This is a genomic window from Mojavia sp. (assembly GCF_059505145.1).
Map to the genome: position 1 here is coordinate 50,022 of NZ_JCACKA010000063.1, position 25,513 is coordinate 75,534.

Sequence of the window (25,513 nt, forward strand, 5' to 3'; positions counted from 1 at the left end):
TAACTAATACGTAATTACTGCTAATTCATAAATAGTAAAATCAATATAAATGAACAGTAATTATCAAATTATATATTTTATAATTAATAAATCATAACTCTTTATGGGCACTACAGTTCCGTCTCGGAACTGCTAACTTATAGCTATTCACTTTATGATGAGACAAGAACCTGTAATTGCCATTAAAAATCTCAATCACTACTATGGCAGAGGCGCGCTGAAAAGACAGATTTTATTTGATATAAACCTGGAAATATATCCTGGTGAAATTGTCATTATGACTGGCCCATCGGGTTCAGGAAAAACAACATTACTGAGCTTGATTGGCGGTTTACGGTCTGTACAAGAGGGTAGTTTAAAATTTTTAGGTACAGAACTAATTGGTGCTAGCCAAAACCAATTAGTGCAGGCCAGGCGCAAAATCGGTTATATTTTTCAAGCTCACAATTTGCTGGGATTTTTAACTGCTAGACAAAATGTGCAAATGGCAGTGGAGTTAAATGACGAGATTGCTCAAAGTGAAGCAATTGCTAAATCAGAAACTATGCTTGGGGCAGTTGGTTTAGAGGAGAAAATCAATTATTATCCAGATAATCTTTCTGGTGGACAAAAACAAAGGATTGCGATCGCTCGTGCATTGGTCAATCGTCCCCCACTAGTACTCGCAGACGAACCAACCGCCGCTTTAGACAAACAATCTGGACGTGATGTTGTGGAAATCATGCAGAGTCTTGCCAAAGACCAAGGAACTTCTATCTTGTTGGTGACCCATGATAACCGTATTCTAGATATAGCCGATCGCATCGTCGAAATGGAAGATGGTCTTTTGGCGCGTGATTCTCAAAGTATGGTTAGCCGTTATGATTCTGGAGTTAAGAATCATAACTCATAACTATGATAGAACTGCACCCTAAAACCGGATGATTAATTAGCAGAGCCTGATTGTTTGGTTCTAGGCAAATGCTACTATTTTAAGCTATTAGGTTGACGACTAGTGCGGAAAGTAACATTGACACCTTCATTTGATTGTTCCAGCACTAGTAGAGGTGTAGGTTTAGCCTTTTGATCCCAATGCATATGGGCAACACGACCTTGAATTGTTGGTTGCCAATTATCTTCATCTTGTATAGGACTAAGGTAAGTTTCAATACAATCAATGATTTGGCTAATAGTAGCAGAAGTTGTTTGTGTTGGTAACTTCATTAACCGAATTTGAATACGAAACAGCACTCGTTTAGCAGTGTTTGGTGGAGTGCCAGTCTCATACTCTACATCAAAAATTTCATCTACCTGCCGTCCAGTACTAGCAATCCCTAGTGTCCCTTGTTGGGCTTGATTTGGACGCAGAGCTTGAGAAATTTTATCTTTAGCCATGATTTTAATTTGATTAACGATCGCATAATGGAATACCTCCTCTGACATCCTCATTCGGAGATAATCTAGGTTAAAGTCCCGTGAGTTAACCAAGTCGGGGTTGGTTTCCATGTTGCGAATTGTTTCCAGGGCTAGCTTAAACTTTTTCTCTAGTTCTCGGGCCCGGAATTGTTCAAATTTAAGTTTTTTCTCCAGCCGATTCATCAAAATTTTGATATAGACAATCAAAGCAATTACCATCAAAGCCAGTCCTCCAGAGGTTACCACCAAGAATGGCGGTGTTTGAGGATCGTTTAGTGGCACTTCCTGGGATGCTTTTTTAATCTTTGTCCCGGAGGATTGGGCAAGAAACAACGAAGAGGGCATAGTTGGCAAACTAAAAAACTTGACTCCTGATTTTTAGGATGCCCAAATTCATGATGTCATCTTGCTGTATCATTATTATTTTTTACAGCTTTTCCTCAACAGCCTATGTATAGACACCTAAACGTCCCTGCTGGGCGTTCCCTAAACCTGGGGCAACTGTCAGAGGTTTCATCCACCTGCTTGAGCAATATTCGTCTGGTTGCCACAGATATGGACGGTACTCTGACTAGGCAAGGCAAATTTACAACTCCACTGCTGCAAGCTTTAGAAGATTTGGCAGCAGCCAACATCAAAGTATTGATTGTCACAGGACGTTCAGCTGGGTGGGTGAGTGGACTGAGTAGCTTGATGCCAGTCGTGGGTGCTATTGCAGAAAACGGCGGTTTATTCTATTTATCTGGGAGTGATAAACCAGCAACTTTAACGCCAATACCCGACTTAACTAGCCATCGCCAGCAATTGGCAGCTGCTTTTTTGCAATTACAGACTCAATTTCCCCAAATCCAAGAATCTGCCGATAACCGCTTTCGGATTACTGACTGGACTTTTGATGTAGCTTCTTTAAGTCCAAGTGAACTACAAACTTTAGGCCATTTCTGTCAGGAAATGAGTTGGGGATTTACCTACAGCAATGTGCAGTGCCATATTAAACCCCAAAGACAAGATAAGGCTGTTGGTTTGCTGCGGGTATTGCAGGAACACTTCCAACCATACTCTCCAGAACAGATTGTCACAGTTGGTGATAGCCCTAATGATGAAAGTTTATTTGATCGGCGTTATTTTCCGATTTCTGTAGGTGTGGCGAATGTATTGGAGTATGCCAATCAGTTACAGCATCAGCCCGCTTATATTACCAATGCTGCGGAAGTGGAAGGATTTTGTGAGTTGACGCGAATGATTTTACAAAGCACTACAGTTAATCTAGTGGATTAGAGTTGAGATAAATATTGGACTATGAGGGAAAGCGATCGCGCTTTGCAAAGTTAAGAGAATTATTGTTCTAAAATGAGTTAGTAGCACTGAATTTATAATCATGACAGCTATTGTACCTGTCAGCATCGAATCTGAAATCTTCTACCCCAGTGCTGATGGTCAACCAGTGGCGGAAACCTATGACCACCTTTATGTCTTGCTAACCACCTTAGCAGTACTCAAACAATATCTGGCGGGTCGTCAGGCGACAGTGTTGGGTAATCAATTTCTTTACTATGCACAAGGCTTTCCCAAGTTACGGGTTGCTCCAGATGTGATGGTAATTTTTGATGTGACACCTGGCGGTCGAGACAATTATAAAATCTGGGAAGAAGGTCAAGTACCCACAGTAATTTTTGAAATGACATCTGTAGGTACTAAGGATCAAGACCAAATCTTTAAAAAAACCCTCTACGAACAGCTAGGAGTCAAGGAATACTGGCTATTTGACCCCAAAGGCGAATGGGTAGAACAGCAATTACACGGTTATCGCCTGCGGGGAGAAACTTACGAACCGATCTCAGATAGTCGCAGTGAACAGTTACAACTGCGTTTACAGGTTGAAGGACGGCTGATAGGGTTTTATCGAGAGGATACAGGAGAAAAGCTGCTGATCCCCGATGAACTGGCAGAAGCTTTACGGCAAGAAGTTTTAGCCAGACAACAGGCAGAAGAACGGGCAGAACAAGAACACCAACGAGCAGAACAGGAACGCCAACGAGCAGAACAGGAACGCCAACGAGCAGAACAAGCACAATTACAAGTAGAACAATTAAAGGCAAGGTTGCGATCGCTCGGTGTTGATCCTGATACTCTGCAATCAGGAGCAACTTAACTACTTTGCAGAGTCAGAAATCGCGGCAGTTTTCAGAATCGGTTATACAGTGGTTTATGCATTAAGATTTTTTGGTTGAGCAGATCGGCTTAACCTACTGGCGTATGTTGCTAATTCCACGTCAGTTCGATGAACCTCTGCCTTGAAAAGTTCTAATTAATCTTTATTTTTTGATACAAAAAAGTTGCCTTACATTCAGGTTGTTTAGCGCCTACTAAACTTTGATGAAATATTTGAAACGTTGTATTAGCTTGCACTTATCAAAATATGTGTTGTTAACCGTATGAATTTTAATTAGATAAACTTATGTAATCTATGTAACTATATTACTAGATAATTATTACCTGAAAATTCTTAGGTATTATACAATAAAATTGGCGAAATCTGGCTGTAGTAAGAGCAAAACTGGATTTTCCTTCCTAAAAGTACATCTTAGGATACTATGCAGTTTTATAGCTATGCATTTAAATTCAATATATAAGATTGCTATGTGCAATATCAGTAATCAGTAACTTTGAAAGATACCATTTTTATATTTTCTTTGGTATTTTGTATTTAAGTCGACAGTTCTTCAGCATGTGGTGCGTTTAAATATCAATTAGTTGCACCATTTGCTTGCAACTTTCATGCAAATTAACTTATTGTGCTTATCTTAATTGTATTGCACTTAGCAAGACAATTGCAGATATAAGAGCATAGTAATACTACATATTGGTAAATAGTTCATATACACCAAAATACCTTAATCCCAATTATGAACAACACAACAACTAAGCATATTATTCTCCCTGCTTTTGTTAACGCTGTTGAGGAAAAGAAACAAGCAGGTAATGACAAACAATTTGCTCAACTTAAATTTGATTTACTGCAACCGCTACGTGAATGGCTTGATCAACTAGAAATACAAAATCGTAAATTAGCTAAATTTATTGCTAAACTAGTACCGGCACAGTGCCCCTTTGAGCGCGATATTATGCTTTTTGGACGCAAAATCGCCCATATTCCTCCTATGTGTAAGCTTAATCCGCTTTACGAGCAATTAGTAGGCTTGCGTTTTCGCGCTCTATGCTATTTAGTAGATCAATGTGGAGAGGATATCCAATCTTATTGCTAACTAAATTTGAGAAATCCCAGCATGGAAATAAAAATTGAGCATCAACCCAGTCAAGAACGCCTCAATTTTGATTAGTCAAAATGTAAAGTGGTTCCCCGTGCCTCCTCCATTATCTAAAAAACCAACAACTTATAAATCAATTTTGATGTCGATTATATAGGGGTTCGCAACGAGTGTTGTAGGATAAAGTGGCAGAATCTGTAAATTGCTTATATCCGTATCTATCAAAAGTCGTTGCAACTCCATCTCCCAGACAATACTCATAAAAACATACAGTTTCATTACCACCAAATTTGGCAGAAATCTCTTACCAAATTGGTGGTTGATATCCAAATATATAGTTTTAGAATTTTATTGCTTCAGCTTTATCATAATTAAAGCTGCCTGAATATTTATAAAAATCTCCGTTAAAATTTAAAGTAATATATTTTGCTTGGTTGTTGATAAAAGTGATCGAAAAATTACTTTTAGGGAACTGGGGAAATAGCCGTCGGAAGCTTTTTGGAGCATAAGTATACGTGATAACCTTACCATTAGATTTTTTGGTATTATAACGCCCAAAATAGCGTTCAATTGTTTGGGGGGTTTGGTTGAAAACATAGCGTCCCGCCCAAGCAGGAGAAGGGATAACACTGTTAAGCAAAAGAAATTCTAACGCTAATCCGGTAAAGTTTTGCCAAATACGAGAGTATTTCATAGCGATTACCTCCACCTGAAACAAAGAGGTTCATAATCTTGTTATGGGTGGTTATTTATAGAATGATGCTACCTAGCAGAAAAAGGTTGCTACCTACTGCAATTTTAAAAAGGAATTAAGCAAAAATGCTACTACATTTAAGTACCTGGCACGAAGTCGAAGCTTATTTACAGCAGTCTGGAGGTATTATTCTACCTATTGGTTCCACAGAGCAACATGGGCCAACCGGACTAATTGGCACTGATGCTATTTGTGCAGAAGCGATCGCCCGTGGTGTGGGCGAAGCAACCCAAGCAATGGTTGGCCCGACAATTAATGTTGGCATGGCACTGCACCATACCGCCTTTCCTGGAACAATAAGTCTGCGTCCCACTACTTTGATTCAGCTGGTGCGAGACTATGTAACTTGTTTAGCCAAAGCTGGTTTTACCAAGTTCTACTTTATCAACGGACATGGTGGCAATATCGCTACCCTCAAAGCAGCTTTCTCCGAGACTTATGCTCATTTAGAAGATTTGCAGATTGCCAATGCACATCGGGTACAATGCCAAGTAGCGAACTGGTTTATGTGCAGTTCTGTATACAAACTTGCTAAAGAATTATACGGTGATCAAGAAGGCTCCCATGCAACGCCAAGTGAAGTAGCCGTCACCCAGTATGTTTATCCAGAGGTGATAAAGCAAGCACCTCTCTCACCAGAAGTCGCAACTGGACACAATATTTATAGTGCGGCTGACTTTAGAGTACGTTACCCAGATGGACGCATGGGTTCAAATCCCGCTTTGGCTACTCCAGAACACGGTAAGCAGTTTTATGACTCGGCTGTGAAAGAACTCAGCAATGGCTATTTAGAATTTTTGAATGCAGAATAAAACCTATGCAAAGACGCTAATTTTGTTTGTAAATTAACGTCTTTGCGTGAGATAAAAAAGCTTAATTTCGCCAAGGAATTATAAATGGTTGTCCAAAAGCAAGAATCTGTTAAATTACCTCCTTTAGAAAATGGCGATCGCTTAACACGCGATGAATTTGAGCGACGTTATCAAGCAATGCCAAGCGTCAAAAAAGCTGAACTAATTGAAGGAAAAGTGTATATGCCATCGCCAGTGCGTGCAGCCAAGCATGGTAGACCCCACGCTCAAATTATCACTTGGTTAGGTTTCTACTGTGTGGCAACACCTGGTACTGATTTAATCGACAATGGTACTACTCGTATAGATTTGGATAACGAACCCCAGCCAGATGCGCTACTACGAATCGATAACGTGGGTACATCATATATTAGCGATGATGATTATGTTGAAGGCGCACCAGAATTAATTGTGGAAATTGCAGCCAGCAGTGCTTCCTACGATTTGCATGAAAAGCTGAATGTTTATCGCCGCAATGGAGTACAAGAGTATATTGTTTGGCAAACTTTTGATAAAAAACTTAATTGGTTCAAGTTGAGGGGACAAGAGTATGTCACCCTAGAACCTGATGCAGATGGTGCAATTAAAAGCGAAGTTTTTCCTGGTTTATGGTTAGCAGCAGATGCCTTAATTGAAGGAAATTTGGCAGAGGTTCTGGCTGTATTGCAGAAAGGACTAAACACCACAGAACACACTGCTTTTATTAATCAATTATCACAACAAAAATAACCTTTGTTTGTGGAGTCGGCATCTGGTTTGTGCCAATATTTTGGATTCATCACTATCTAAAATTACCCTTGACTTACCTGGGACAGGTAAGATACCCATCCCAGAATTTAATCAACTCCGAGCAATACCTTCTTGCCGTGCTGCTTGTTGTACAGCAGCAGCAACAGCAGTGACAACACGCGGATCGAAGACCGAAGGAATAATATGTTCCCGATCCAAATCTGAAGGTTTGACTAAGGACGCGATCGCACTTGCTGCTTCCAGATACATTGTGGCGGTAATTGTCTGGGCCCGACAATCTAAAGCACCGCGAAATACTCCCGGAAAAGCTAAGACGTTATTAATTTGATTTGGGTAATCACTGCGACCAGTGGCGATGACAGCGACATTGTTGTGAATTAATTCTGGCTGAATTTCTGGAATGGGATTTGCCATTGCAAACACAATTGGGTCTTTCGCCATTGATTGCACCATTTCTGGTGTCAAAACTCCTGGTGCGCTGACACCAATAAATACATCTGCGCCTTGCATCGCACCTGCTAGAGTACCTTGGGCTTTTACAGCAAACTCCCGCTTTTCCTCCGTCAGATCGGTGCGACTAGTAGAAATAATTCCTTTAGAGTCACACATCCAGATTTTTTCTGCTCCCGCTTTGCCCAGCAACCGAGCGATCGCTACCCCAGCAGCCCCAGCACCGTTAATTACGATGTGGATTTCCTCCATTGACTTATGCACGAGTTTCAGAGAGTTAAATAAGGCTGCCAAGGTGACAATTGCTGTACCATGCTGGTCATCATGAAAAACTGGTATATCTAATTCTTGTCGCAATCTCCGTTCAATTTCAAAGCAGCGAGGAGCAGAGATATCTTCTAAATTTACACCCCCAAAAACTGGAGCAATATTTTTAACTGCCTGGACAATTTCATCTGTATTTTGGGTGGCTAGGCAGATTGGAAAAGCATCCAGCCCGGCAAATTCTTTGAACAGCATCGCCTTGCCTTCCATCACTGGTAGGGCAGCAGCTGGGCCAAGATTTCCTAACCCTAGAACAGCGCTGCCATCTGTAACAATGGCAACAGTATTTTGTTTGATTGTTAAATTGTAAACTTCCTCTGGGTCTTGGGCGATCGCAGTACAAATCCGACCAACTCCTGGCGTATATGCCATTGCTAGGTCAGAAACACTTTTTAGCGGAATTCTGCTGGTAATGCTGATTTTGCCCCCGCGATGCAAATTAAAGGTGCGGTCATACACACTCAGCACCTTAATGTTTGGTAATGCTTTCACTGCTTGCACAATGGTTTCAGCGTGTTCAGTGCTAGCAGCATCAACTGTAATATCGCGGGTGGACTCTTTGCGGGTTTGCTCGATTAAATCAATTTGTCCTAGTAGTCCACCACTGGAGGCGATCGCCTGGGTTACTGACGCCAACATCCCTACACGATTGGGAATCTGCAAGCGAAGCGTCAAACTAAAACTAGAATTAGGAGTGAGGTCTGCCATTGTGATTTTTGAATTTAAGTTTTAGATTTTATATTGAATTCATTATTGAAAATCTGATCTAAATCTCAAATCTCATATTTTCTTGATATAAAAGAGTAACAATTTTGTAAATTTACTTGGATACACCAATATTTTTCCTATCTCTTCTTTATTGCTCTGTGTGCATCTATAGTTCCATAAAAAAGCGCTCTCTAACTAGAGAGCGCTTTTAATTTATCCTATCCTAAGATTAGCTATGAATTGCAAGACCTGATAACGCTACAGGTATTGCTTCATCAAATGCCAAATCTAACGGGAAATTGTGAGCATTGCGTTCGTGCATTACTTCAATCCCTAGATTGGCACGGTTGACCACATCTGCCCACGTACTAACTACACGACCTTGAGAATCAAGCACTGATTGGTTAAAGTTGAACCCATTTAAGTTAAACGCCATTGTGCTGATACCCAAAGCCGCCAACCAGATACAAACTACAGGCCAAGCAGCCAAGAAAAAGTGCAAAGAACGAGAATTATTAAAGCTGGCATATTGCCAAATCAACCGTCCAAAGTAACCGTGAGCCGCTACAATGCTGTAGGTTTCTTGTTCTTGACCAAATCTGTATCCATAGTTGATGGATTCAACCTCAGTCGTCTCTCTAACTAACGAGGAAGACACCAAAGAACCATGCATTGCACAGAATAATGCACCGCCGAATACACCTGCCACACCAAACATGTGGAACGGGTGAAACAGAATGTTATGCTCTGCTTGGAACACTAACATAAAGTTAAATGTTCCACTAATACCCAAAGGCATCCCATCCGAAAAACTACCTTGACCAATTGGGTAAATTAAAAAAACAGAAGTCGCAGCAGCTACAGGTGCAGAGTAAGCAACACAAATCCAGGGACGCATTCCCAGACGATAGCTTAACTCCCATTGCCGACCTAGCCAGCAGAAGATACCAATGAGAAAATGCAAGACGATTAGCTGATAAGGGCCGCCATTGTAAAGCCATTCATCCATCGAAGCAGCTTCCCAAATTGGATAGAAGTGCAAACCAATGGCATTAGATGTAGGCACAACAGCACCAGTAATGATGTTATTGCCGTATAGTAAAGAACCTGCAACAGGTTCACGAATCCCGTCAATATCAACGGGTGGCGCAGCAATAAATGCAATAATGAAACAAATGGTAGCGGTCAACAGGGTAGGAATCATTAAAACCCCGAACCAGCCGATATAAAGCCGATTTTCGGTACTAGTAATCCATTCGCAGAACCGATCCCACAGTTTACCGCTTTCGCCTCTTCTTAGAGTTGTGGTCATGGCTGTATTCTTGATTAAACGCTAACAACAAACTTTCTCAAGCCTTAAGATTTGAGAATTTTGGTTTTTTAAATACTCTGCCAATACCTTCTCCCTGATCACCGGGATTCTGCTCAATTACCTCACACCAAAAATACTGCTAACCTATTTTCCAAGGGAGACGGTGAAATCACAGGGAAAACTATCCCGGCTCTCTAATATCAGGTTTTACATTAACTATTTCTATTTTTCAATAAACTTAATTTAAGTTTTACTAATAGTTTGTAATAATTAATTGTTTAATATCTGTATCCATTACAGATAGTATTATTCAGTAATACAAGTTTGACTACACTTTATTTTAAGTATTATAAATTACTATTCATTTAATAAATATGATTTTGATTGTTGACCAATTTGCAACATCAGTTTTTAACTTACTACAATACCGAACACTCTAAGCATCTGTGGTAAGTGATCATCAAGGTTCTTAATTTGACACTCCCCCGACTGTTTAAATTTCGCTTCGCTGATTTAAACAGTCGGGGGATTCTTAAGAGTCCACAAACGAACTCTTAACGGCGTAGTCAATTCGCCTCTACTGACTCCACTGAGGTCAAGACCCAATGTTGTCGCTACTTTAGAAATTATGTTTGCTGCTCCATTGGCATCTGCGTTAATGTACCAATTGTTTGCAGTACGGAATAATCCACGCTTTACTCGCTTACCTGATGACTTCCAACTATCGGGTTTTTCACCATGTTTGGGTAGGCTATCACTATCTATAAACGAGGCAGCAGAGGTATTGGCTTCTTCGGTTTCTACAAAATCAATTCCGTATTGTTGACAAAGTTGAGAAATACGTTCTTTGAGTTTGGCTGTAGGGATTTGAACAAATTTCTGATTAGCTTTACGCCCCATATTAGACTTATCTTTTTGTCTTTGGTTCCACCCAAAAACAATTCGACCAATACCATTTTTTAGGCAGTGATTAATAACTAGTCTTGCTGCTTTGTTCACAGCATCCTTTATCTGACGGTTACGTTTTTCGGTGATTGCAGCTAGTTGCTTAGACCAGAAACCTTGAGGTTAATTCTCTTTTAAAGTGGCAACTCGCTTGTTGTACCATTGATTGAGAGACTTGAGATGCTTCCCATCAATAATAAAACTTGTGCCGACATTGCTAACGCAAGTCAACCAATTATCAATTCCATGATCAATCCCTAGTACTTTGCTTACATCCAATTGAGATTTGGCATCTTCAACAGGATAAACAAATTCGCTATAAAAACATCTGTTTCTAGGTAAAATCCTAATTTCTTTGATATTTTCCCACTTCAAATTAGATGGCATTGGTAGAAAAAATGCGTCAATACCGAACCAAGCTTTTACCTGATTCCCTAGCGGAATTCTGATGCCTTCTTCTGTCAACTTTAACCATCGTTTAGGGTAAGTGACTGTGAATAGTCCGTTTTTGCGATATTTAGGCAGCGAGGGTTTGTCTTGAAGTTCCCCACACTTCCAAAGTTTCATTAACTTTTGGAATGATTTGAAAGCTTCTGCGACATTATTGCAAGTTTGCTGCGCTGAGGACACATACATTGCTCCAAAATGCCTGTTCTTGGAGCGAGTCATTTCAGCACATATTTCAGCACGTTTAATTATCTTGCCAGTCTTAAAATAGATTTGCCTAGCGTAGTAAACAGAACAGTTCCAAACCTTGTTAGACTCTGTGCATAGGTACTCAATAACAGCCTGAACATCAGGTGGTGCGTGAATTAACGTCTGTTGGCATCCATACATATTTTGTTGATATCTTTAGACTAAACGACAGTAGATCACAAGATAATGAAGCTAAATATGATGGTTGAAAAATGGCGAGACTTCATGCGTAAATAGACTTTTGAGTATCAGCACTATAATCACTTTGTAGGCTTGGCTATTTTTCATTTCGTTTTCATCCCAAAGCGGCGTAAACCAGTTTTAAAAGGTGAAGTCAGAAATCGTCTCTATCAAATATGGCAAGAATTAGCTACAGAGAAAAAGTGGAACATCCGAGCTTTAGAAATTGCCCCAGACCATATCCACTTATTTGTTGAGATTAACCCAACAGATCCAATTCATTTAGTTGTTAAGGCTTTTAAAGCGAGGTCTTCAAATTATCTACGCAAAGAGTTTCCTGAACTACTGAAACTGCCTAGTTTATGGAGTAAAAGCTACTTTTTTAGCACAGCAGGTAATGTTAGTGCTGAAATTATCCAGAAGTACATTGAAGACCCGCATCACTACTAGACGGCTGAAGCCGCACGAGTCACTTTTCCGCCTCGCTCTGAAGAGACGAGGCTACCAAGTTTCCCGCTTTTTCGGGTGTAAATCAGACAGTTCAATTTAATTGAACTCATATTTTTGATAGATACGTTGTTTCTCCCGCTTACGTGATAAATACTCCTCTTTTTCATAACCCCAATATTCTATATAAACTTTACCTGATGGAATATAGAAGTCACAGAAAACTTCTTCTTCTACAGGAAGCTTTCGTTCATAAGCATGAACAATATCCGCCATATATAACCAGTTATCGATTGCCAACTCTGCTTTTGAACGAACCCAGTGTCCGTCTGTTGTGCGGTACTCCCCCGCCTGAAATTTCTCACGAAAGCCTAAGCTAGCATTACTTTCAAGTGAGGTAGGCTTGACATCTTCATGTTGACTTGTTTTGCGGAGTTCAGCAACAAAAATTTGATTATTAAGAATTTCCTCTGGCCAAAGAACATAAGGCTTATTATTTTTCTCCTCATGCTTCTGAACTGCTCCAAAGCTAAGACCTAAACGTGTAGCTAGCCAACCATTCGGAACTTTATCTAGCAACCCTAATTCAGCAAGGATAGGATTAATCTTATTCCTAGATAAGCCTAGCTGCTCACTAATTTTCGTAGTTGACAGTAATAGGTTAGAAGAGGAAAGAGTAGCAGACTTAGAAGTGTTTGCATTACTCACTTTTAGATTATTTGCTTTCCAATGTTCATAGCAAAGCTTGTGACCTGGTTTTGAAACTGACTGGTTACAGCCTGGTACAGTACAAGTCTCCATCGTTTGATTTGTAGTTTTCAAGAGAATATCCAGACCATAACATCAACAAAATTTGCAAACCCCCGAATTAATACCTATCTGTATCTAATTTGGGAACGCGAAATGTTTAGTCACCAATTGGTGTGTATCTATAGATTCCTAAAAAAAACACCCTCCAGAAATGGAGGGCGCTTTTTTATTTAGCTAAGTTTCAGTATTAGCCGTTGATAGCAGGAGCGGTCAGAGCAACGGGGGTAACTTCACCAGAAGCCAAGTCTAAGGGGAAGTTGTGAGCGTTACGCTCGTGCATAACTTCCATACCCAGGTTAGCGCGGTTGATGACATCAGCCCAGGTAGCAATGACGCGACCTTGAGAATCAATCACAGATTGGTTGAAGTTGAAACCGTTCAAGTTGAACGCCATGGTGCTGATACCCAGCGCGGTAAACCAGATACCGACAACTGGCCAAGCAGCCAAGAAGAAGTGCAAAGAACGGCTGTTGTTGAAAGAAGCGTATTGGAAAATCAAACGACCGAAGTAGCCGTGAGCCGCAACGATGTTGTAGGTTTCTTCTTCTTGACCGAACTTGTAACCGTAGTTTTGAGATTCGGTTTCGGTGGTTTCACGCACCAAGGAAGAAGTTACTAGTGAACCGTGCATAGCGGAGAACAAGCTACCGCCGAATACACCAGCTACACCCAACATATGGAAGGGGTGCAACAGGATGTTGTGTTCTGCTTGGAACACAATCATGAAGTTAAAGGTTCCAGAGATACCCAAGGGCATACCATCAGAGAAGGAGCCTTGCCCGATGGGGTAGATCAAGAATACTGCGGTAGCAGAAGCCAAAGGTGCGGAGTAAGCTACGCAGATCCAAGGACGCATACCCAAGCGGTAGGACAATTCCCACTGACGACCGAGGTAGCAAGCGCAACCGATCAAGAAGTGGAAAATTACCAACTGGTAAGGGCCACCGTTGTACAACCACTCATCTAAGGAAGCTGCTTCCCAGATAGGGTAGAAGTGCAAACCGATAGCGTTGGAGGAAGGAACTACTGCACCAGAAATGATGTTGTTTCCGTAGATTAAGGAACCTGCAACTGGTTCACGGATACCATCGATGTCCACTGGAGGAGCAGCGATGAAAGCGATTACGAAGCAGGTGGTAGCGGCTAGCAGGGTTGGAATCATCAGTACGCCGAACCAACCGATATAAATCCGGTTTTCGGTGCTGGTGATCCACTCGCAAAACCGTTCCCATACACTGGTGCCAGAGCGCCGTTGTAAGGTTGTTGTCATTGTTTTATGAGTGCGATGTTAGTTTTGAGAAAATTAATCAGGTGAATTAATTGCACCTGTAATCACTCAGTGTACATGAATTTAAATTAAAAATATTATTGATTCTTTTCTACTTAACAATAGTTAATAAACAATAATTAGTAATTAACAGTAATTAACTTTTATTAAAAAATGTAACATTAAGGGTAGGCATTACCCACCCTTTCCAGCAATAAAGATTAATTAAAAATCAAAGTAGATATATGGTAAGCCGCCTTCGGGGGCTAATAACCAAACCGCGTAGAGGCAAAGAGGTACAAAGACAAGCTTAACGGGCCAGTTGAACTCTAACTTTAGCCGACTCTTGAAAGTATAAACTAAGGTCATAAGAACAGCTAAAACCCCCAATATCCAAGCAAGTTGGTATTGGCTGATATTTAGAGCTTCTACATAGACTTTTTGAGCAAACTGGACATCAGCAGGATGACCCCAGAGATGTTGAATTACCAAAGAAGATTCTTGGAGGTTGGGTAGGCGAAACCAAATCCAAGAGGTAAAAACCATAAGTTGAGTTAACAGCCAAGCTAAAAATATCCCCAGAGGATTTTGCCAAAAATGCTCTAAATTCTCAAAGCGCTCGCTTAAAGCATCTGTGAGTCGATGAACTATCAAAGCTAATCCGTGATATGCACCCCAAACGACAAAACCCCAGGCAGAGCCATGCCAAATACCAGCAATCAACATCACAATTAATAAATTCCAGCAGGTGCGCTTTAAACCCCGACGGGAACCACCCAAAGGAAAGTAGACATAGTTACGTAGCCAATCTCCCAGAGTCATGTGCCAGCGCCGCCAAAATTCCGCAATACTGGTGCTGAAGTAGGGAAAGTCAAAATTCTCAGGTAAAACTAAGCCAAATAGCAAAGCACTACCACGGGCAATGTCTACATAACCGTTGAAATCTAAATACAACTGTAAGCCATAGGCAAATGTGGCTAACCAGAGATCGGTACTACCTGCTCGTTGCAAGTTGCCAAAACATAAATCGACAAAAATACCCAAATGGTCTGCCAAAATTCCTTTTTTTACTGCACCTCTAGCAATCAACCACAATGCCTGTGCGACTATATCAGGAGTAGGAATTTGCAGATGATGGAATTGATTCGCTAGGTTGTGGTAGCGAGTAATCGGCCCGGAAATTAGTTTGGCGAAGAATAATTTATAAGCAGCGAACTTAATAAATTGTTCAGTAGCAGGCGCCCCACGATAGACATCTATTAAATAAGAAATGCACTCAAAGGTAAAAAATGAAATTCCCAAAGGTGCAATAAATTTAAAAGAAGCATCTTGTGAGTTTGTTGACCAAGGAAATACAGAACTCAACCAGGGTGCTAGGTATTTAAATCCTAACAGGAGTAAAACATTTAAAATTACCCCTAACCACAAAAGCTTGAGACGACGCAGATTCCAGTCGGCTTGGGCAAACTGCCACTCTTCGTTAGAAATTTCCCAGTCAAGAGAATGCTGTCCAGGTGAGGTATTTTTCCCAATTTCTCGCCCTAGACGAAAATTAATAAAAGTAAGCGTTAATAGTAGTGGTAGATACTGAATATGTAAAGATGAATAGAAAATTATGCTGGCAATCAACAGTATCCATAACTGCGATTTCTGTTCTGTCACAGTCCAGTAAATTACTAGCACACTCAGCAAAAAAAGCCCGTAAAAAATTGATATAAAGTTCATTTAAATAATCAAGTGTCCATAGCAATATTTCAGAGTTAATAGCCTATAATAAACCGTCAATATTCAATAGCCATTGCTTATTTTCTCCTTTAACTATTTTGTAGGCCAAGGAATCATTGGATCATGAGCTAACTTCTTCGAGACTTCGTAAGCTCCAAAGCGGTTGAGGTGGCTGGGGTCAGAAAAGTAGTTATTGATTTTTGTCCACAGATGACTGATATCTCGATAGATAAAGTTTGAATTATTAGACACATCCAACATATATTGTTGAAACTCTTGCTCGTACTTTTTACGTACTGGATCGAGATAATCTGCGGTAACGGGTAGGTTGATAAACACTAAAGGAATTTTTTTATCCTGTGTAAACCGCAGCAATGATTGGAAGGCGGTATCTTGTTCACCGACTACTTGGAAAGATTGATAATCGCTGTCGTAATTTCCTGAAACTCTGGGGTGTTTTTGATAATATCTAGCGGGATTGTAGCGGATAGACAAAGGTAGAAAACCATCAAAGTCAACCGCTTGTAAGGAAGTATCCTCTTCTGAGGAATCGGTTTTTAGCTGTGTGGGTGATGTACTTGCCTGAGTGCGATCGCTAGCTAAAGGCAACGAGTTGAGTTGTTTGCGTAGTAAATCTTTAATTTGGTCTCGGTTTTGGTAGCTAGCAGAAGCAGCAGCTACAGCCTGATTTAACCATTTATTGGCAAGCTGATAGCTACTCATTTCGGGCTTTTCTGTTTTAGTTTTTTCCTCGTCAGATGAAGTCTCAGAGTTTTCGGGTAAGCGATCGCTACTGTTTGTTGCCACTGCTTTCTGCAAAGCTTGTTTATAGCCTGCTGATGCAGCGATCGCATTAAAAGTGATATCTTTACGACCACTGTTAAAGGCACGGGAACCATCTGCCCAAATAATCAGCTTTGGTAGTTCCGATGGTTCCAGCACTCGGCGAACAATAAAGTCTACAACTTGGGCTGTAGCACCGTTAATACCAAAGTTAAATACATCAATGTTGCGATAACCCTGAGTTGCCAAAGCTTGAGAAAGGGCAGCTGGATCGACTCCTCTTAGCGCACGGGAGGAACCCATAATCAAAACCTGGGGGGGTTTACCAGTTTTAGCCAAACGCTGTTTATATAGTGCTATTTGCTCATCTAACTGCCTAGCATTAAAACTGGGCATTTGCGATCGCGCGGCTAGCAGAATTGCGGTTGCGGTTGCTTTTTCCTTCAGTGGTGCAGCTACTAGGCTTTCTGTTTGAGTTTCATCACTTTGGGTAAAGCCAGAAGCATTGAATGCAGAACTCTTACCTTCAGTCGGTTTAGTTTTAGAAGTGTTAGCAAAAAATACTGTTCTGTGATTTTGATTTTCCTGAAATTTTACAGATGGCTTTTCAGGAGAAGATGATGAAGTCAAAATACTAGCGACCTTTGGAGTACTAGGTACAGCAGTGCGAGTGATGCGAGACATGATTTGACCCAACACCCAATCGGTTTGAAGGGTGAGTAACAGCCCCAAGCTACCCCAGACCAAAGCGACTTTTAGGTTTTGAGAATCAAAATATGGCTCTGTTGATTGGTCAGGTTCTGCAAATAGCTGTGTTCTCAGCAGCCATTTCTTCACTGTGGTACTCACCGTTGTTACCCAATCTCGTGCTACCTCTGTAATCAAAGTTTGGATTTCTTCGGTAGTTAAGTCGGGACGCAGAATTGATTCATTGGTATCAGTAGTTACAAGCTCGTTAACGTAGATAGCAGTAGCAGCAAATTCTGGGGTAGCTTCTGGGACTAAACGTTGACGATGTACAAAATCTTCACCGTGATGCCAAACAGGTTCCTTATTACCTGCACGGCGACCGTAAACACGTACCCCCTTAATGTTAGGAATTTTTAACTGGCGGATAAACTGCACGACTGCGTATGCCACTTTTTTACGCTCTGGACAAACGGGTGCATCACACATAATGTGCAATAAATCACCTTTTTGGCGTAGCATGACACGAAGACCGCCTGTTTTCAGCCGTCTATCTAAATCAGGATTGAGTAAACGCTCTAGTAAAAAATGTACAGCAGGTTCATCGCCAGATATTGCTAAATCGAGGGCTGATGTAGCGAGGGCTGGATGCTCCGCAGCAGGTAAAGACAGCCAATCAATCCAAGCTGGCTGCTTGTCGGTGGTTGTTTTTCCATAGACAGTTGCGGCGAGAATACCTTGGGGCGCGATCGCTTCGAGTCGAGATGCGATCGTCTCCAAGCATAAAGTTTTATCGGGTGCTGAAGCGTTTTCTAAAGGGTCAAAAGCTGGGGTGCAAAAAATATGTAGAGTCGATTCTTGCAGAGTAGCTTGTACGGCTACTTGAGACTCTAACAACACCTCAGTTAACAGCCGGGCGATCGCTTGCACATCCCCCCAACGCGCCCATCCCTTAAGCATCACCTCTGGTGGTGTCAAATCCACCCGCAAAAGCCAATCAGGTGTAGTTTCGCCATTTACTTGCGAAACAATCACTGCATCCTGATAGCCTACCAGCTTGAGATGTCGCAACTTCTGGGATACTGGCTCTGCTAACAATAAAGGATCAGGACTATAACCCGAATAACAACATATCCACAGACGATTTGACTCTAGCTGACCCTTCATTGTGGGCTTTGGCGGCTTGACTTTTACTTGTACTGCCACACCTAAAGTACTCAAAGTTTCGCTAAGATAGCGAGCAATGGCATCTGGATTTCCTTGCTTTGCCAAACTTTCGTTAGAGAGAATTAACGCTCCACCCGATTGTTTGCTTTTTCTCGTGTCCGCTAATAGAGCTTGATTGACCTGCTCTAAGTGCCGTTCTAGTTGATTTAAATAAACCCGATGACACCATTGGGGCCGCGACTCCCCTTTTTTCCGACCGTAGACAAATACTTGGTATATTGAGGGTTGTTCGTTATTTGTCAGGACATCCAAATCTGTTTGCTGTATTGCTTGCAGTAAGTCCGACAGAGTACGCCAACGCTGTGGACACTCTATACCTTCGCAAAGGATATGTAAATCATTTCCCCGCAACCGGACTTTCACCCCGAAAGTGTTAATGCCTGTTGCTTGGCTTACCCATTGCACTAAGGATTTTTGGCGATCTAGTAATGCTGTTTTCATGGGCAGTTAACTTTAAAGGAAGCAAGTATTGGGGGATAGTGCCTGTACTTGTAAACTAGAACCATAGATTTATCACACTCGGAAGTTTGGTTTTAACACTTTTGTTACCTTATTAGCTTGCAAAATGGGCAAAGATAGTTATATACACTTGCAAGCCTTACTAATGTGGGATTTTCTGTTTATTTTACTAATCTGTAAACCAAGAATTAGCAATGTCTCCTGTTACCCAAAAGACCTCACCTAACCCCGAATTAAATTTGTTGCTGTTTAGTATTCCCCAATCTTTACTTCTACAAATAGGTACAGCGTCCATATTAATGCTGCTTACCGCAGGGCAAGCCACAGTAAAAACCCTAGAAGCTATGGGACAAGCCAGTGAGGAGTTGTTTCGGGGCGATCGCCTACCCATACTCGACTTTCCAGAAGATAACGAAATAAATAATAGTTAAAAATTTTACTCTAAAAAATGGTTTACGCAGGGCAAATTCCATAATTTTTGCTTGCTGACCCCAGAATCCTCAACAATAAACGTCTTTGCAAGAATAAAGAATATGAGTTCCCTTTTATACTCTTTGTCTCACGCGGCGAACATCTATCCCGCATCAGAATTATTTTTGCGTCGTCGCCTCCAAATAGTGGAGGAATTATGGGAAACGGTTCTGCGGCAAGAATGTGGTCAAAAAATGGTGGATTTATTGCGGCAACTGCGCGATCTGTGTTCGCCAGAAGGACAAACCACTAATGACCAAGCATCGTCTGCTGTCAAGTTGATTGAACAACTAAACATCAATGAGGCAATCAGGGCAGCTCGGGCCTTTGCTCTGTATTTTCAGTTGATCAACATCATAGAGCAGGAATATGAGCAACGGCAGCAACTAACTCGTTATTCTGACGCAGAAATAGAAGCAGAAGAGTCAGAGAATCTACCAAATGTTACTTATTCATCCAACCAGAGCGAAAATGATGTACCTGTAGCGAAGGCGCTAGGAGCAGATCTACTAGCAAAGACTTGGGCCGCTAAACAGAAAGAAAAACAAAAAGGTACGTTTGCTGCTTTGTTTCCCTATTTATTCAAACTGAATGTACCACCGCAGCAAATTCAACGCCTCATAGCACAATTAGATGTGCGCTTAGTGTTTACAGCTCATCCCACGGAAATTGTTCGTCATACCATCCGAGATAAGCAGCGACAGGTAGTAAATTTATTGCAACAGCTAGATACGGTAGAAAACCGTACTGCAAGCACAATTGGAGGCTATCCTTGGGAAGCGACAGAATTACGCGAACAATTACTTGAAGAAATTCGCTTGTGGTGGCGCACGGACGAACTCCACCAGTTCAAGCCTACAGTACTCGATGAAGTAGATTATGCCTTGCACTACTTCCAAGAAGTTCTATTTGACGGCATTCCCCAACTGTATAAGCGGTTTAAATATGCTCTTGAGAGAACCTTTCCTTGGTTGGAACCACCCCAGAAAAATTTCTGCTCTTTTGGCTCTTGGGTAGGTTCAGATAGAGATGGTAATCCCTCGGTAACACCAGAAATCACCTGGCAGACAGCTTGCTATCAGCGCAAAATGGTTTTGGAAAGATATATTCAGTCAGTGAAGCAACTGGTTGAATTACTAAGCGTGTCGATGCACTGGAGTGATGTCTTACCAGATTTGCTGGAATCACTAGAGTTAGATCAGTCACATTTGAGCGAAGTATATGATGCGCTGGCACTACGTTATCGCCAAGAACCTTATCGGCTGAAGCTTTCTTATGTGCTAAAACGGCTGGAAAATACCCGCGATCGCAATTTAGCTTTGTATAAGCGGGAAATGCCAAAAAATGAAGACAAACCGATGTATCGTTCGGGGTCGGATTTTTTAGCAGAACTGCGGATGATTCAGCGCAACTTGACCGAAACCGGTTTAAGCTGTCGGGAACTAGATAATCTGATTTGTCAGGTAGAAATTTTTGGCTTTAACTTGACACAGTTGGATATTCGCCAAGAGTCTTCACGTCACTCAGACGCGCTGAATGAAATTCTGGAATATCTGCAAGTTTTACCCCAATCTTATAATGAATTATCAGAAGCACAGCGAGTTGCTTGGCTAACTGGGGAATTACAAACTCGCCGCCCCTTAATTCCGGCAGAGTTGCCATTTTCGGAAAAAACTAATGATGTAATTGAAACCTTTCGCATAGTGCGATCGCTACAGCAAGAGTTTGGTATTCATATCTGCCAAACTTACATTATTAGTATGTGCCGCGAAGTCAGCGACGTTCTGGAAGTTTTACTTTTAGCTAAAGAAGCTAGACTTTTTGACCCCGCAATTGCTGTAGGTACAATTCAAGTAGTTCCTCTTTTTGAGACGGTAGAAGACTTGCTACGCTCTAGAAGCGTGATGCAGCAGTTGTTTGAACTACCCTTATATCGTGCTTTGCTAGCTGGAGGCTACGCCGCAGACACGGGGAAACAATCCACCGCATCATCCCATCTCCCCGTATCCCCCGCTACTTGCCCTCTCACCCTTAACCTACAAGAAGTGATGCTAGGTTATTCTGACAGCAACAAAGACTCAGGCTTTTTAAGCAGCAACTGGGAAATTCATAAAGCCCAAAAATCACTTCAAAAAATTGCAGAACAGTATGGCGTGAATATGCGGATCTTTCACGGCAGAGGCGGTTCTGTTGGACGAGGTGGTGGCCCGGCTTATGAGGCGATTTTGGCTCAACCTGGTCATAGTATTAACGGACGAATTAAGATTACTGAACAAGGGGAAGTTTTAGCTTCTAAATACTCTCTGCTAGACTTGGCTTTGTACAATTTAGAAACGATCACCACTGCGGTAATTCAAGCCAGTCTGCTGCGGACAGGTTTTGATGATATCGAACCTTGGAATGAAATTATGGAGGAGCTAGCAGCGCGATCGCGTACTCATTATCGCTCCTTAATCTATGAACAACCAGATTTCATTGACTTTTTCCACCAAGTCACCCCAATAGAAGAAATTAGCCAATTGCAAATTAGCTCCCGTCCAGCGCGTCGTCCATCTGGTAAGAAAGATTTAAGTAGTCTTAGAGCAATTCCTTGGGTATTTAGTTGGACACAAACTAGGTTTTTATTGCCTTCCTGGTACGGTGTGGGTACAGCTTTGCAAGAATTCTTGAACGAAGAACCAGAAGAACACTTAAAGCTGCTGCAATACTTTTATATTAAGTGGCCTTTCTTCAAGATGGTAATTTCTAAGGCAGAAATGACCTTGGCAAAAGTAGATATGCAAATGGCACGTCATTACGTCCAGGAGTTGTCGAATCCCGAAGATAAACCCAGATTTGAGAAAGTTTTTGAGCAAATTGCTAGCGAATTTTATCTCACTAGAGATTTGGTGTTAAAAATTACTGGCCACAATCGGCTTTTAGATGGCGATCCTGTACTACAGCGTTCAGTGCAGTTACGTAATGGCACGATTGTACCGCTAGGTTTTATCCAAGTTTCCTTACTCAAGCGCCTACGACAGTCACGGAATACTGCCACATCTGGGGTAATCCACTCTCGTTACAGTAAAGGCGAATTATTGCGAGGGGCATTGTTAACCATTAATGGCATTGCCGCAGGTATGAGAAATACAGGTTGAAAACACACTAATCAGTGTCTAGTTATCAGTAAGCAGTGTTTGAATGTTAACTGACAACTGATAACTGACTAATAACTAATGGCTAACAAGCGAATTTTAATTTGTACTTTGGTGGCATTATCATCAGGATTTTTTGGACTTTACTTCGGTGGACAAATCACATTCATATTTCATAGCCAAAAGTGTCAAAACCAGCCTTGGGGCTTAAAGGAGATGTGTAACACTTGGGTAGCACCAGGAGCAATGTGGCAAGGTAGCACAACAGGATTATGGATAGGCACAGTCTTGGGAGCATTTGCCGCTGGTTTGGCAACTCGCCAAGCTTGTAATTAAGCTGGGGACTGGAGGCTGGGAAGCAGAGGGACAGGGAGCAGGGGAGGTAGCAACTCAGCACTCAGCACTCAGCACTCTTTCAAATCAGTGGGTGTTTGCAAATGGCTCAAGGTTTTCCAGGAGTGAGTGCTGCTATCGAAACAGCGCCAAGTTCCTCCTTTGGCTTCTTTGTAGCAAAAAAGAGTGCGATCATGACCGTCTAAATAGTCAGTTAAATAATATACAATCCCTCGAAACGGATAAGTTTTGCGGCTGAGACGCTTGGCCACTGCTTGATTTGGGCATTCAACGACGAAAACTGTTTTTCCATCTAGGTGAGCCAAAGAGAAGATACACATCCGCAAAATGGCTCTGAGCCAACTTTCAGAGTTGTCAAAATAGTCGTCTATGATTTTGTTAGTCAGAGCTTGTTCGAGGGTACGATCCTGATCGTAAGGAGTTTGAGCATCAGACATAGCATCACCTATTGCTACACCGTTGGTTTGAGATTAAACCAAAATCTTCAAAACTGACAACAGTATAGTCACTTTCAATGCCAAACCATTGAAATCATTTTATGGGAGCAAAAAAAGCTAGCGCAGCACCGAGTTCCGTAATTGGTTTTTAGTGTGAGCAAGGCTGGTAAAATCTACCTATAGCCTTCTGAGCGAATTGTCATGCCTGCTGAAACTAATCCAGTAAATCAAACAACTACAGGTGCTGATGCTATTGATGAAGCGATCGCACAAGGAATTGATTTTGACGGTTCTCCTATTCCAGTTGCCAAACTCGAACTGTATAACAAAGTGATGGCGCTGGAGGCAAATAGACAACGTAGTGGTGTATCTAACACCATGCGATCGCGCATCGTGCGTATTGGGGCCAAACATATTCCCCAAGCAGAACTTGATACATTGCTTGTAGAAGCTGGCTTTGCACCCTTAAAAGAAAAAGAAATTGCTTTTTTTTACAGCGGCAAGTAATTAATAATTAGAGATTTTTAAACTCCACCTGCAACTCTACCTCAGCCACGGGAAGAGATGCAGGTGATATTTTTTGAAACTACATACGCTCAAAAATTACAGCGTTCTGACACTCAACACTTGCGGTGGTGTTGAATCTGGTGGATAGATTAAATCTACCTGCACCATTCGCTGAGTTGAAGGTGGCAGCACAACCTTTAGTAACGGTTCTAAAACCTGGCCTGTTCTGTGCCATAAATGCACGTAGCGCGTCTTTTGTTGTCCTTGGTCATCGATATAACGTAGCCGCACACTACCACGGAAAAAGGGAAAATCTAGGGATGGTTTGCGTAAGCGTAGACCACCTTGAGATAATTTATCTTCCTTTAAAGGTGTTTCTAAAGTAACGGTAACTGTTTGGGTTTGATTAGTTGTATTGCTTAATGGCAAGCTGAGATTATATTCCACTCCATAATTGCCGTGGGCTTCGTATGCGGTATCTGGATAACGTACCAGCATCTTTGCTGTTTGGATTTGTTCAGTACCCAATCGACCACCTCGTAGAGTGTCTAAAGCATAAGAAATTACTTTGCCACGCTGAGGAATTGTAAGAGTTTGGGCTTTGGAATCTACCAGTTTGGCTTGCCACTGGGAACCTTGGGACACACCAGCTACACGCCCATAAATCAGTTGTCCACTAGTAGCATCTGGAGGAGTAGGGGTTTTATCCCGTGGCCCTGCAAAGGTTCCGGTATTTAATAGAGTTTGCCATTCTCTGAGAGTGGGTGCGCGTTCACTACCATCAGAATTTTTCCTAGCGAACATTGCCAAGCTAGCTGTATAAACTTTGCCACTACTACGCAGCCTCATAAAGCTAGAGCGTCCATTCACAGGCTTTTCCAGATTTTTTACGGGAATTGGATGATTTAGTAACAATCGGCTTTGTCCAGGTGGAATTACCAGCTTTGCCGGGAAATCTGCTTGCCTAATACCTCGCAATACATCACTAACGGCGCGATCGCCTGGCCCTGAGAAAGCTTTACCATCATTATTTTCTACGTAGGAAGGTAAAGTGGTAAAGGGCGCATCCTGCATCAAACAACTCGCCGCTTGTAAAATATTCACCGACACGGTTTTTTTACCTGGGTTATGCAAAATTACGCCTAAGTACAGCGTCTGTAAATCCTTGGGTGTGTGGATATAGTGATGAGCAAATAAGTCAAAGCGTCCCTGAAAAGGAAAATTAAGGTGTGCTGCTGGAGTTTTTTTACCAGTAGGGGAAAAGGTTGACAGTAAAATGCCCTCAGTTTTTACCCATTCTGGGCTATTGCTGTTAAAGACAGGTATTGTATCCAACTTCCCAGGTAAAGCACGTACTTCTCCTGGTTGCACAATTTCTTGAGGTGCTGGTTTGAGCGAAGTTTGGGCAACTGCTGAACCGTCACTAGGACGATTTAATTTAAAACCTGTGCATCCAAAACTTTGGGCGATCGCAAGTCCTGATAACAGTATGAATATAGTTGCAGATAGTTTGTTTTGTAGCTGATTAGCAGGCATAAATATTACTTTTCAAGGAAGCTTTAGTGTCAAAA

Annotated in this window: 22 protein-coding genes and 1 pseudogene; 11 read left to right on the plus strand and 12 right to left on the minus strand. The window is 41.6% G+C overall.

Annotation, left to right across the window (positions count from 1 at the left end; genetic code table 11):
- Positions 1-157 precede the first annotated feature (157 nt).
- Complete coding sequence (locus AC5JL8_RS12510) at positions 158-892, plus strand: DevA family ABC transporter ATP-binding protein (RefSeq protein ID WP_495880487.1); 735 nt, start codon at positions 158-160, stop codon at positions 890-892.
- Between the two features lie 74 nt (positions 893-966).
- Here the strand turns inward: AC5JL8_RS12510 and AC5JL8_RS12515 are convergent, their stop codons facing one another.
- A complete protein-coding gene (locus AC5JL8_RS12515) occupies positions 967-1,740 on the minus strand; it encodes a hypothetical protein (protein ID WP_495880100.1) in 774 nt (257 codons plus the stop codon).
- 105 nt (positions 1,741-1,845) lie between these two features.
- On the opposite strand from AC5JL8_RS12515, the gene AC5JL8_RS12520 reads away from it, so the two are divergent.
- From AC5JL8_RS12520 to AC5JL8_RS12530, 3 genes are all read left to right on the plus strand, one after another.
- On the plus strand, positions 1,846-2,673 hold the full coding sequence (locus AC5JL8_RS12520; protein ID WP_495880101.1) for an HAD family hydrolase: 828 nt from the start codon (positions 1,846-1,848) through the stop codon (positions 2,671-2,673).
- A 100-nt stretch (positions 2,674-2,773) separates the two neighbouring features.
- Positions 2,774-3,547, plus strand: coding sequence for a Uma2 family endonuclease (locus AC5JL8_RS12525; RefSeq protein ID WP_495880102.1), 774 nt, complete (start codon positions 2,774-2,776; stop codon positions 3,545-3,547).
- A 754-nt stretch (positions 3,548-4,301) separates the two neighbouring features.
- Positions 4,302-4,661 carry a Mo-dependent nitrogenase C-terminal domain-containing protein gene (locus AC5JL8_RS12530; protein WP_495880103.1) on the plus strand — a complete coding sequence of 120 codons (360 nt, stop codon included), beginning with the start codon at positions 4,302-4,304 and terminating at the stop codon, positions 4,659-4,661.
- Positions 4,662-5,004: 343 nt separating this feature from the next.
- Here the strand turns inward: AC5JL8_RS12530 and AC5JL8_RS12535 are convergent, their stop codons facing one another.
- The gene (locus tag AC5JL8_RS12535) at positions 5,005-5,358 is read right to left on the minus strand and encodes a hypothetical protein (protein WP_495880104.1); all 354 of its coding nucleotides are present in this window, start codon (positions 5,356-5,358) and stop codon (positions 5,005-5,007) included.
- A gap of 125 nt (positions 5,359-5,483) precedes the next feature.
- Here AC5JL8_RS12535 and AC5JL8_RS12540 point away from each other — a divergent pair, with 125 nt between their 5' ends.
- Entirely contained in the window at positions 5,484-6,230 is a 747-nt protein-coding gene (locus AC5JL8_RS12540; protein WP_495880105.1) for a creatininase family protein, read from the plus strand.
- A gap of 84 nt (positions 6,231-6,314) precedes the next feature.
- On the plus strand, positions 6,315-6,998 hold the full coding sequence (locus AC5JL8_RS12545; protein ID WP_495880106.1) for a Uma2 family endonuclease: 684 nt from the start codon (positions 6,315-6,317) through the stop codon (positions 6,996-6,998).
- A gap of 111 nt (positions 6,999-7,109) precedes the next feature.
- On the opposite strand, the gene AC5JL8_RS12550 is transcribed toward AC5JL8_RS12545, so the two are convergent.
- From AC5JL8_RS12550 to AC5JL8_RS12565, 4 genes are all read right to left on the minus strand, one after another.
- Entirely contained in the window at positions 7,110-8,501 is a 1,392-nt protein-coding gene (locus AC5JL8_RS12550; RefSeq protein WP_495880107.1) for a malic enzyme-like NAD(P)-binding protein, read from the minus strand.
- A 229-nt stretch (positions 8,502-8,730) separates the two neighbouring features.
- Positions 8,731-9,813 carry a photosystem II q(b) protein gene (psbA, locus tag AC5JL8_RS12555; RefSeq protein ID WP_495880108.1) on the minus strand — a complete coding sequence of 361 codons (1,083 nt, stop codon included), beginning with the start codon at positions 9,811-9,813 and terminating at the stop codon, positions 8,731-8,733.
- Positions 9,814-10,326: 513 nt separating this feature from the next.
- A complete protein-coding gene (locus AC5JL8_RS12560) occupies positions 10,327-10,812 on the minus strand; it encodes an IS200/IS605 family accessory protein TnpB-related protein (protein ID WP_495880109.1) in 486 nt (161 codons plus the stop codon).
- Positions 10,813-10,881: 69 nt separating this feature from the next.
- Entirely contained in the window at positions 10,882-11,388 is a 507-nt protein-coding gene (locus AC5JL8_RS12565; RefSeq protein WP_495880110.1) for a transposase, read from the minus strand.
- A gap of 312 nt (positions 11,389-11,700) precedes the next feature.
- Here AC5JL8_RS12565 and tnpA point away from each other — a divergent pair.
- Positions 11,701-12,084 (plus strand): annotated as a pseudogene (gene tnpA / locus AC5JL8_RS12570) (IS200/IS605 family transposase); the annotation flags it as partial.
- A 96-nt stretch (positions 12,085-12,180) separates the two neighbouring features.
- On the opposite strand, the gene AC5JL8_RS12575 reads toward tnpA, so the two are convergent.
- The 4 genes from AC5JL8_RS12575 to AC5JL8_RS12590 form a co-directional block, all read right to left on the minus strand.
- On the minus strand, positions 12,181-12,903 hold the full coding sequence (locus tag AC5JL8_RS12575; protein WP_495880111.1) for a hypothetical protein: 723 nt from the start codon (positions 12,901-12,903) through the stop codon (positions 12,181-12,183).
- A 175-nt stretch (positions 12,904-13,078) separates the two neighbouring features.
- Positions 13,079-14,161 (minus strand): photosystem II q(b) protein, encoded by a 1,083-nt coding sequence (gene psbA / locus AC5JL8_RS12580; RefSeq protein ID WP_495880112.1) that lies wholly within the window; start codon positions 14,159-14,161, stop codon positions 13,079-13,081.
- A gap of 222 nt (positions 14,162-14,383) precedes the next feature.
- A complete protein-coding gene (locus AC5JL8_RS12585) occupies positions 14,384-15,883 on the minus strand; it encodes an MBOAT family O-acyltransferase (RefSeq protein WP_495880113.1) in 1,500 nt (499 codons plus the stop codon).
- A 93-nt stretch (positions 15,884-15,976) separates the two neighbouring features.
- Positions 15,977-19,021: a DUF1574 family protein gene (locus AC5JL8_RS12590; protein WP_495880114.1), complete on the minus strand. Its 3,045-nt coding sequence runs from the start codon at positions 19,019-19,021 to the stop codon at positions 15,977-15,979.
- 212 nt (positions 19,022-19,233) lie between these two features.
- Between AC5JL8_RS12590 and AC5JL8_RS12595 the strand changes: the two genes are divergently transcribed.
- The 3 genes from AC5JL8_RS12595 (at position 19,234) to AC5JL8_RS12605 (ending at position 22,980) form a co-directional block, all read left to right on the plus strand.
- Positions 19,234-19,470, plus strand: coding sequence for a hypothetical protein (locus AC5JL8_RS12595; RefSeq protein ID WP_495880115.1), 237 nt, complete (start codon positions 19,234-19,236; stop codon positions 19,468-19,470).
- A gap of 102 nt (positions 19,471-19,572) precedes the next feature.
- On the plus strand, positions 19,573-22,647 hold the full coding sequence (ppc, locus tag AC5JL8_RS12600; RefSeq protein ID WP_495880116.1) for a phosphoenolpyruvate carboxylase: 3,075 nt from the start codon (positions 19,573-19,575) through the stop codon (positions 22,645-22,647).
- A gap of 78 nt (positions 22,648-22,725) precedes the next feature.
- Positions 22,726-22,980, plus strand: a complete 255-nt coding sequence (locus tag AC5JL8_RS12605) for a hypothetical protein (RefSeq protein ID WP_495880117.1) — start codon at positions 22,726-22,728, stop codon at positions 22,978-22,980.
- 68 nt (positions 22,981-23,048) lie between these two features.
- Here the strand turns inward: AC5JL8_RS12605 and AC5JL8_RS12610 are convergent, their stop codons facing one another.
- Positions 23,049-23,435 (minus strand): hypothetical protein, encoded by a 387-nt coding sequence (locus AC5JL8_RS12610; RefSeq protein ID WP_495880118.1) that lies wholly within the window; start codon positions 23,433-23,435, stop codon positions 23,049-23,051.
- Between the two features lie 201 nt (positions 23,436-23,636).
- Between AC5JL8_RS12610 and AC5JL8_RS12615 the strand changes: the two genes are divergently transcribed.
- Positions 23,637-23,942, plus strand: a complete 306-nt coding sequence (locus AC5JL8_RS12615) for a small RNA NsiR4-regulated ssr1528 family protein (RefSeq protein WP_495880119.1) — start codon at positions 23,637-23,639, stop codon at positions 23,940-23,942.
- A 96-nt stretch (positions 23,943-24,038) separates the two neighbouring features.
- Here the strand turns inward: AC5JL8_RS12615 and AC5JL8_RS12620 are convergent, their stop codons facing one another.
- Positions 24,039-25,478, minus strand: a complete 1,440-nt coding sequence (locus AC5JL8_RS12620) for a DUF3370 domain-containing protein (RefSeq protein WP_495880120.1) — start codon at positions 25,476-25,478, stop codon at positions 24,039-24,041.
- Positions 25,479-25,513 lie beyond the last annotated feature (35 nt).

Coding starts and splice junctions, on each gene's coding strand:
- AC5JL8_RS12525 (WP_495880102.1), top strand. CDS start 2,774: ATGACAGCTATTGTACCTGTCAGCATCGAATCTGAAATCTTCTACCCC.
- AC5JL8_RS12615 (WP_495880119.1), top strand. CDS start 23,637: ATGCCTGCTGAAACTAATCCAGTAAATCAAACAACTACAGGTGCTGAT.
- AC5JL8_RS12515 (WP_495880100.1), bottom strand. CDS start 1,740: ATGCCCTCTTCGTTGTTTCTTGCCCAATCCTCCGGGACAAAGATTAAA.
- ppc (WP_495880116.1), top strand. CDS start 19,573: ATGAGTTCCCTTTTATACTCTTTGTCTCACGCGGCGAACATCTATCCC.
- psbA (WP_495880108.1), bottom strand. CDS start 9,813: ATGACCACAACTCTAAGAAGAGGCGAAAGCGGTAAACTGTGGGATCGG.
- AC5JL8_RS12590 (WP_495880114.1), bottom strand. CDS start 19,021: ATGAAAACAGCATTACTAGATCGCCAAAAATCCTTAGTGCAATGGGTA.
- AC5JL8_RS12620 (WP_495880120.1), bottom strand. CDS start 25,478: ATGCCTGCTAATCAGCTACAAAACAAACTATCTGCAACTATATTCATA.
- AC5JL8_RS12595 (WP_495880115.1), top strand. CDS start 19,234: ATGTCTCCTGTTACCCAAAAGACCTCACCTAACCCCGAATTAAATTTG.
- AC5JL8_RS12610 (WP_495880118.1), bottom strand. CDS start 23,435: ATGTCTGATGCTCAAACTCCTTACGATCAGGATCGTACCCTCGAACAA.
- psbA (WP_495880112.1), bottom strand. CDS start 14,161: ATGACAACAACCTTACAACGGCGCTCTGGCACCAGTGTATGGGAACGG.
- AC5JL8_RS12545 (WP_495880106.1), top strand. CDS start 6,315: ATGGTTGTCCAAAAGCAAGAATCTGTTAAATTACCTCCTTTAGAAAAT.
- AC5JL8_RS12510 (WP_495880487.1), top strand. CDS start 158: ATGAGACAAGAACCTGTAATTGCCATTAAAAATCTCAATCACTACTAT.
- AC5JL8_RS12605 (WP_495880117.1), top strand. CDS start 22,726: ATGGCTAACAAGCGAATTTTAATTTGTACTTTGGTGGCATTATCATCA.
- AC5JL8_RS12585 (WP_495880113.1), bottom strand. CDS start 15,883: ATGAACTTTATATCAATTTTTTACGGGCTTTTTTTGCTGAGTGTGCTA.
- AC5JL8_RS12535 (WP_495880104.1), bottom strand. CDS start 5,358: ATGAAATACTCTCGTATTTGGCAAAACTTTACCGGATTAGCGTTAGAA.
- AC5JL8_RS12520 (WP_495880101.1), top strand. CDS start 1,846: ATGTATAGACACCTAAACGTCCCTGCTGGGCGTTCCCTAAACCTGGGG.
- AC5JL8_RS12540 (WP_495880105.1), top strand. CDS start 5,484: ATGCTACTACATTTAAGTACCTGGCACGAAGTCGAAGCTTATTTACAG.
- AC5JL8_RS12530 (WP_495880103.1), top strand. CDS start 4,302: ATGAACAACACAACAACTAAGCATATTATTCTCCCTGCTTTTGTTAAC.
- AC5JL8_RS12550 (WP_495880107.1), bottom strand. CDS start 8,501: ATGGCAGACCTCACTCCTAATTCTAGTTTTAGTTTGACGCTTCGCTTG.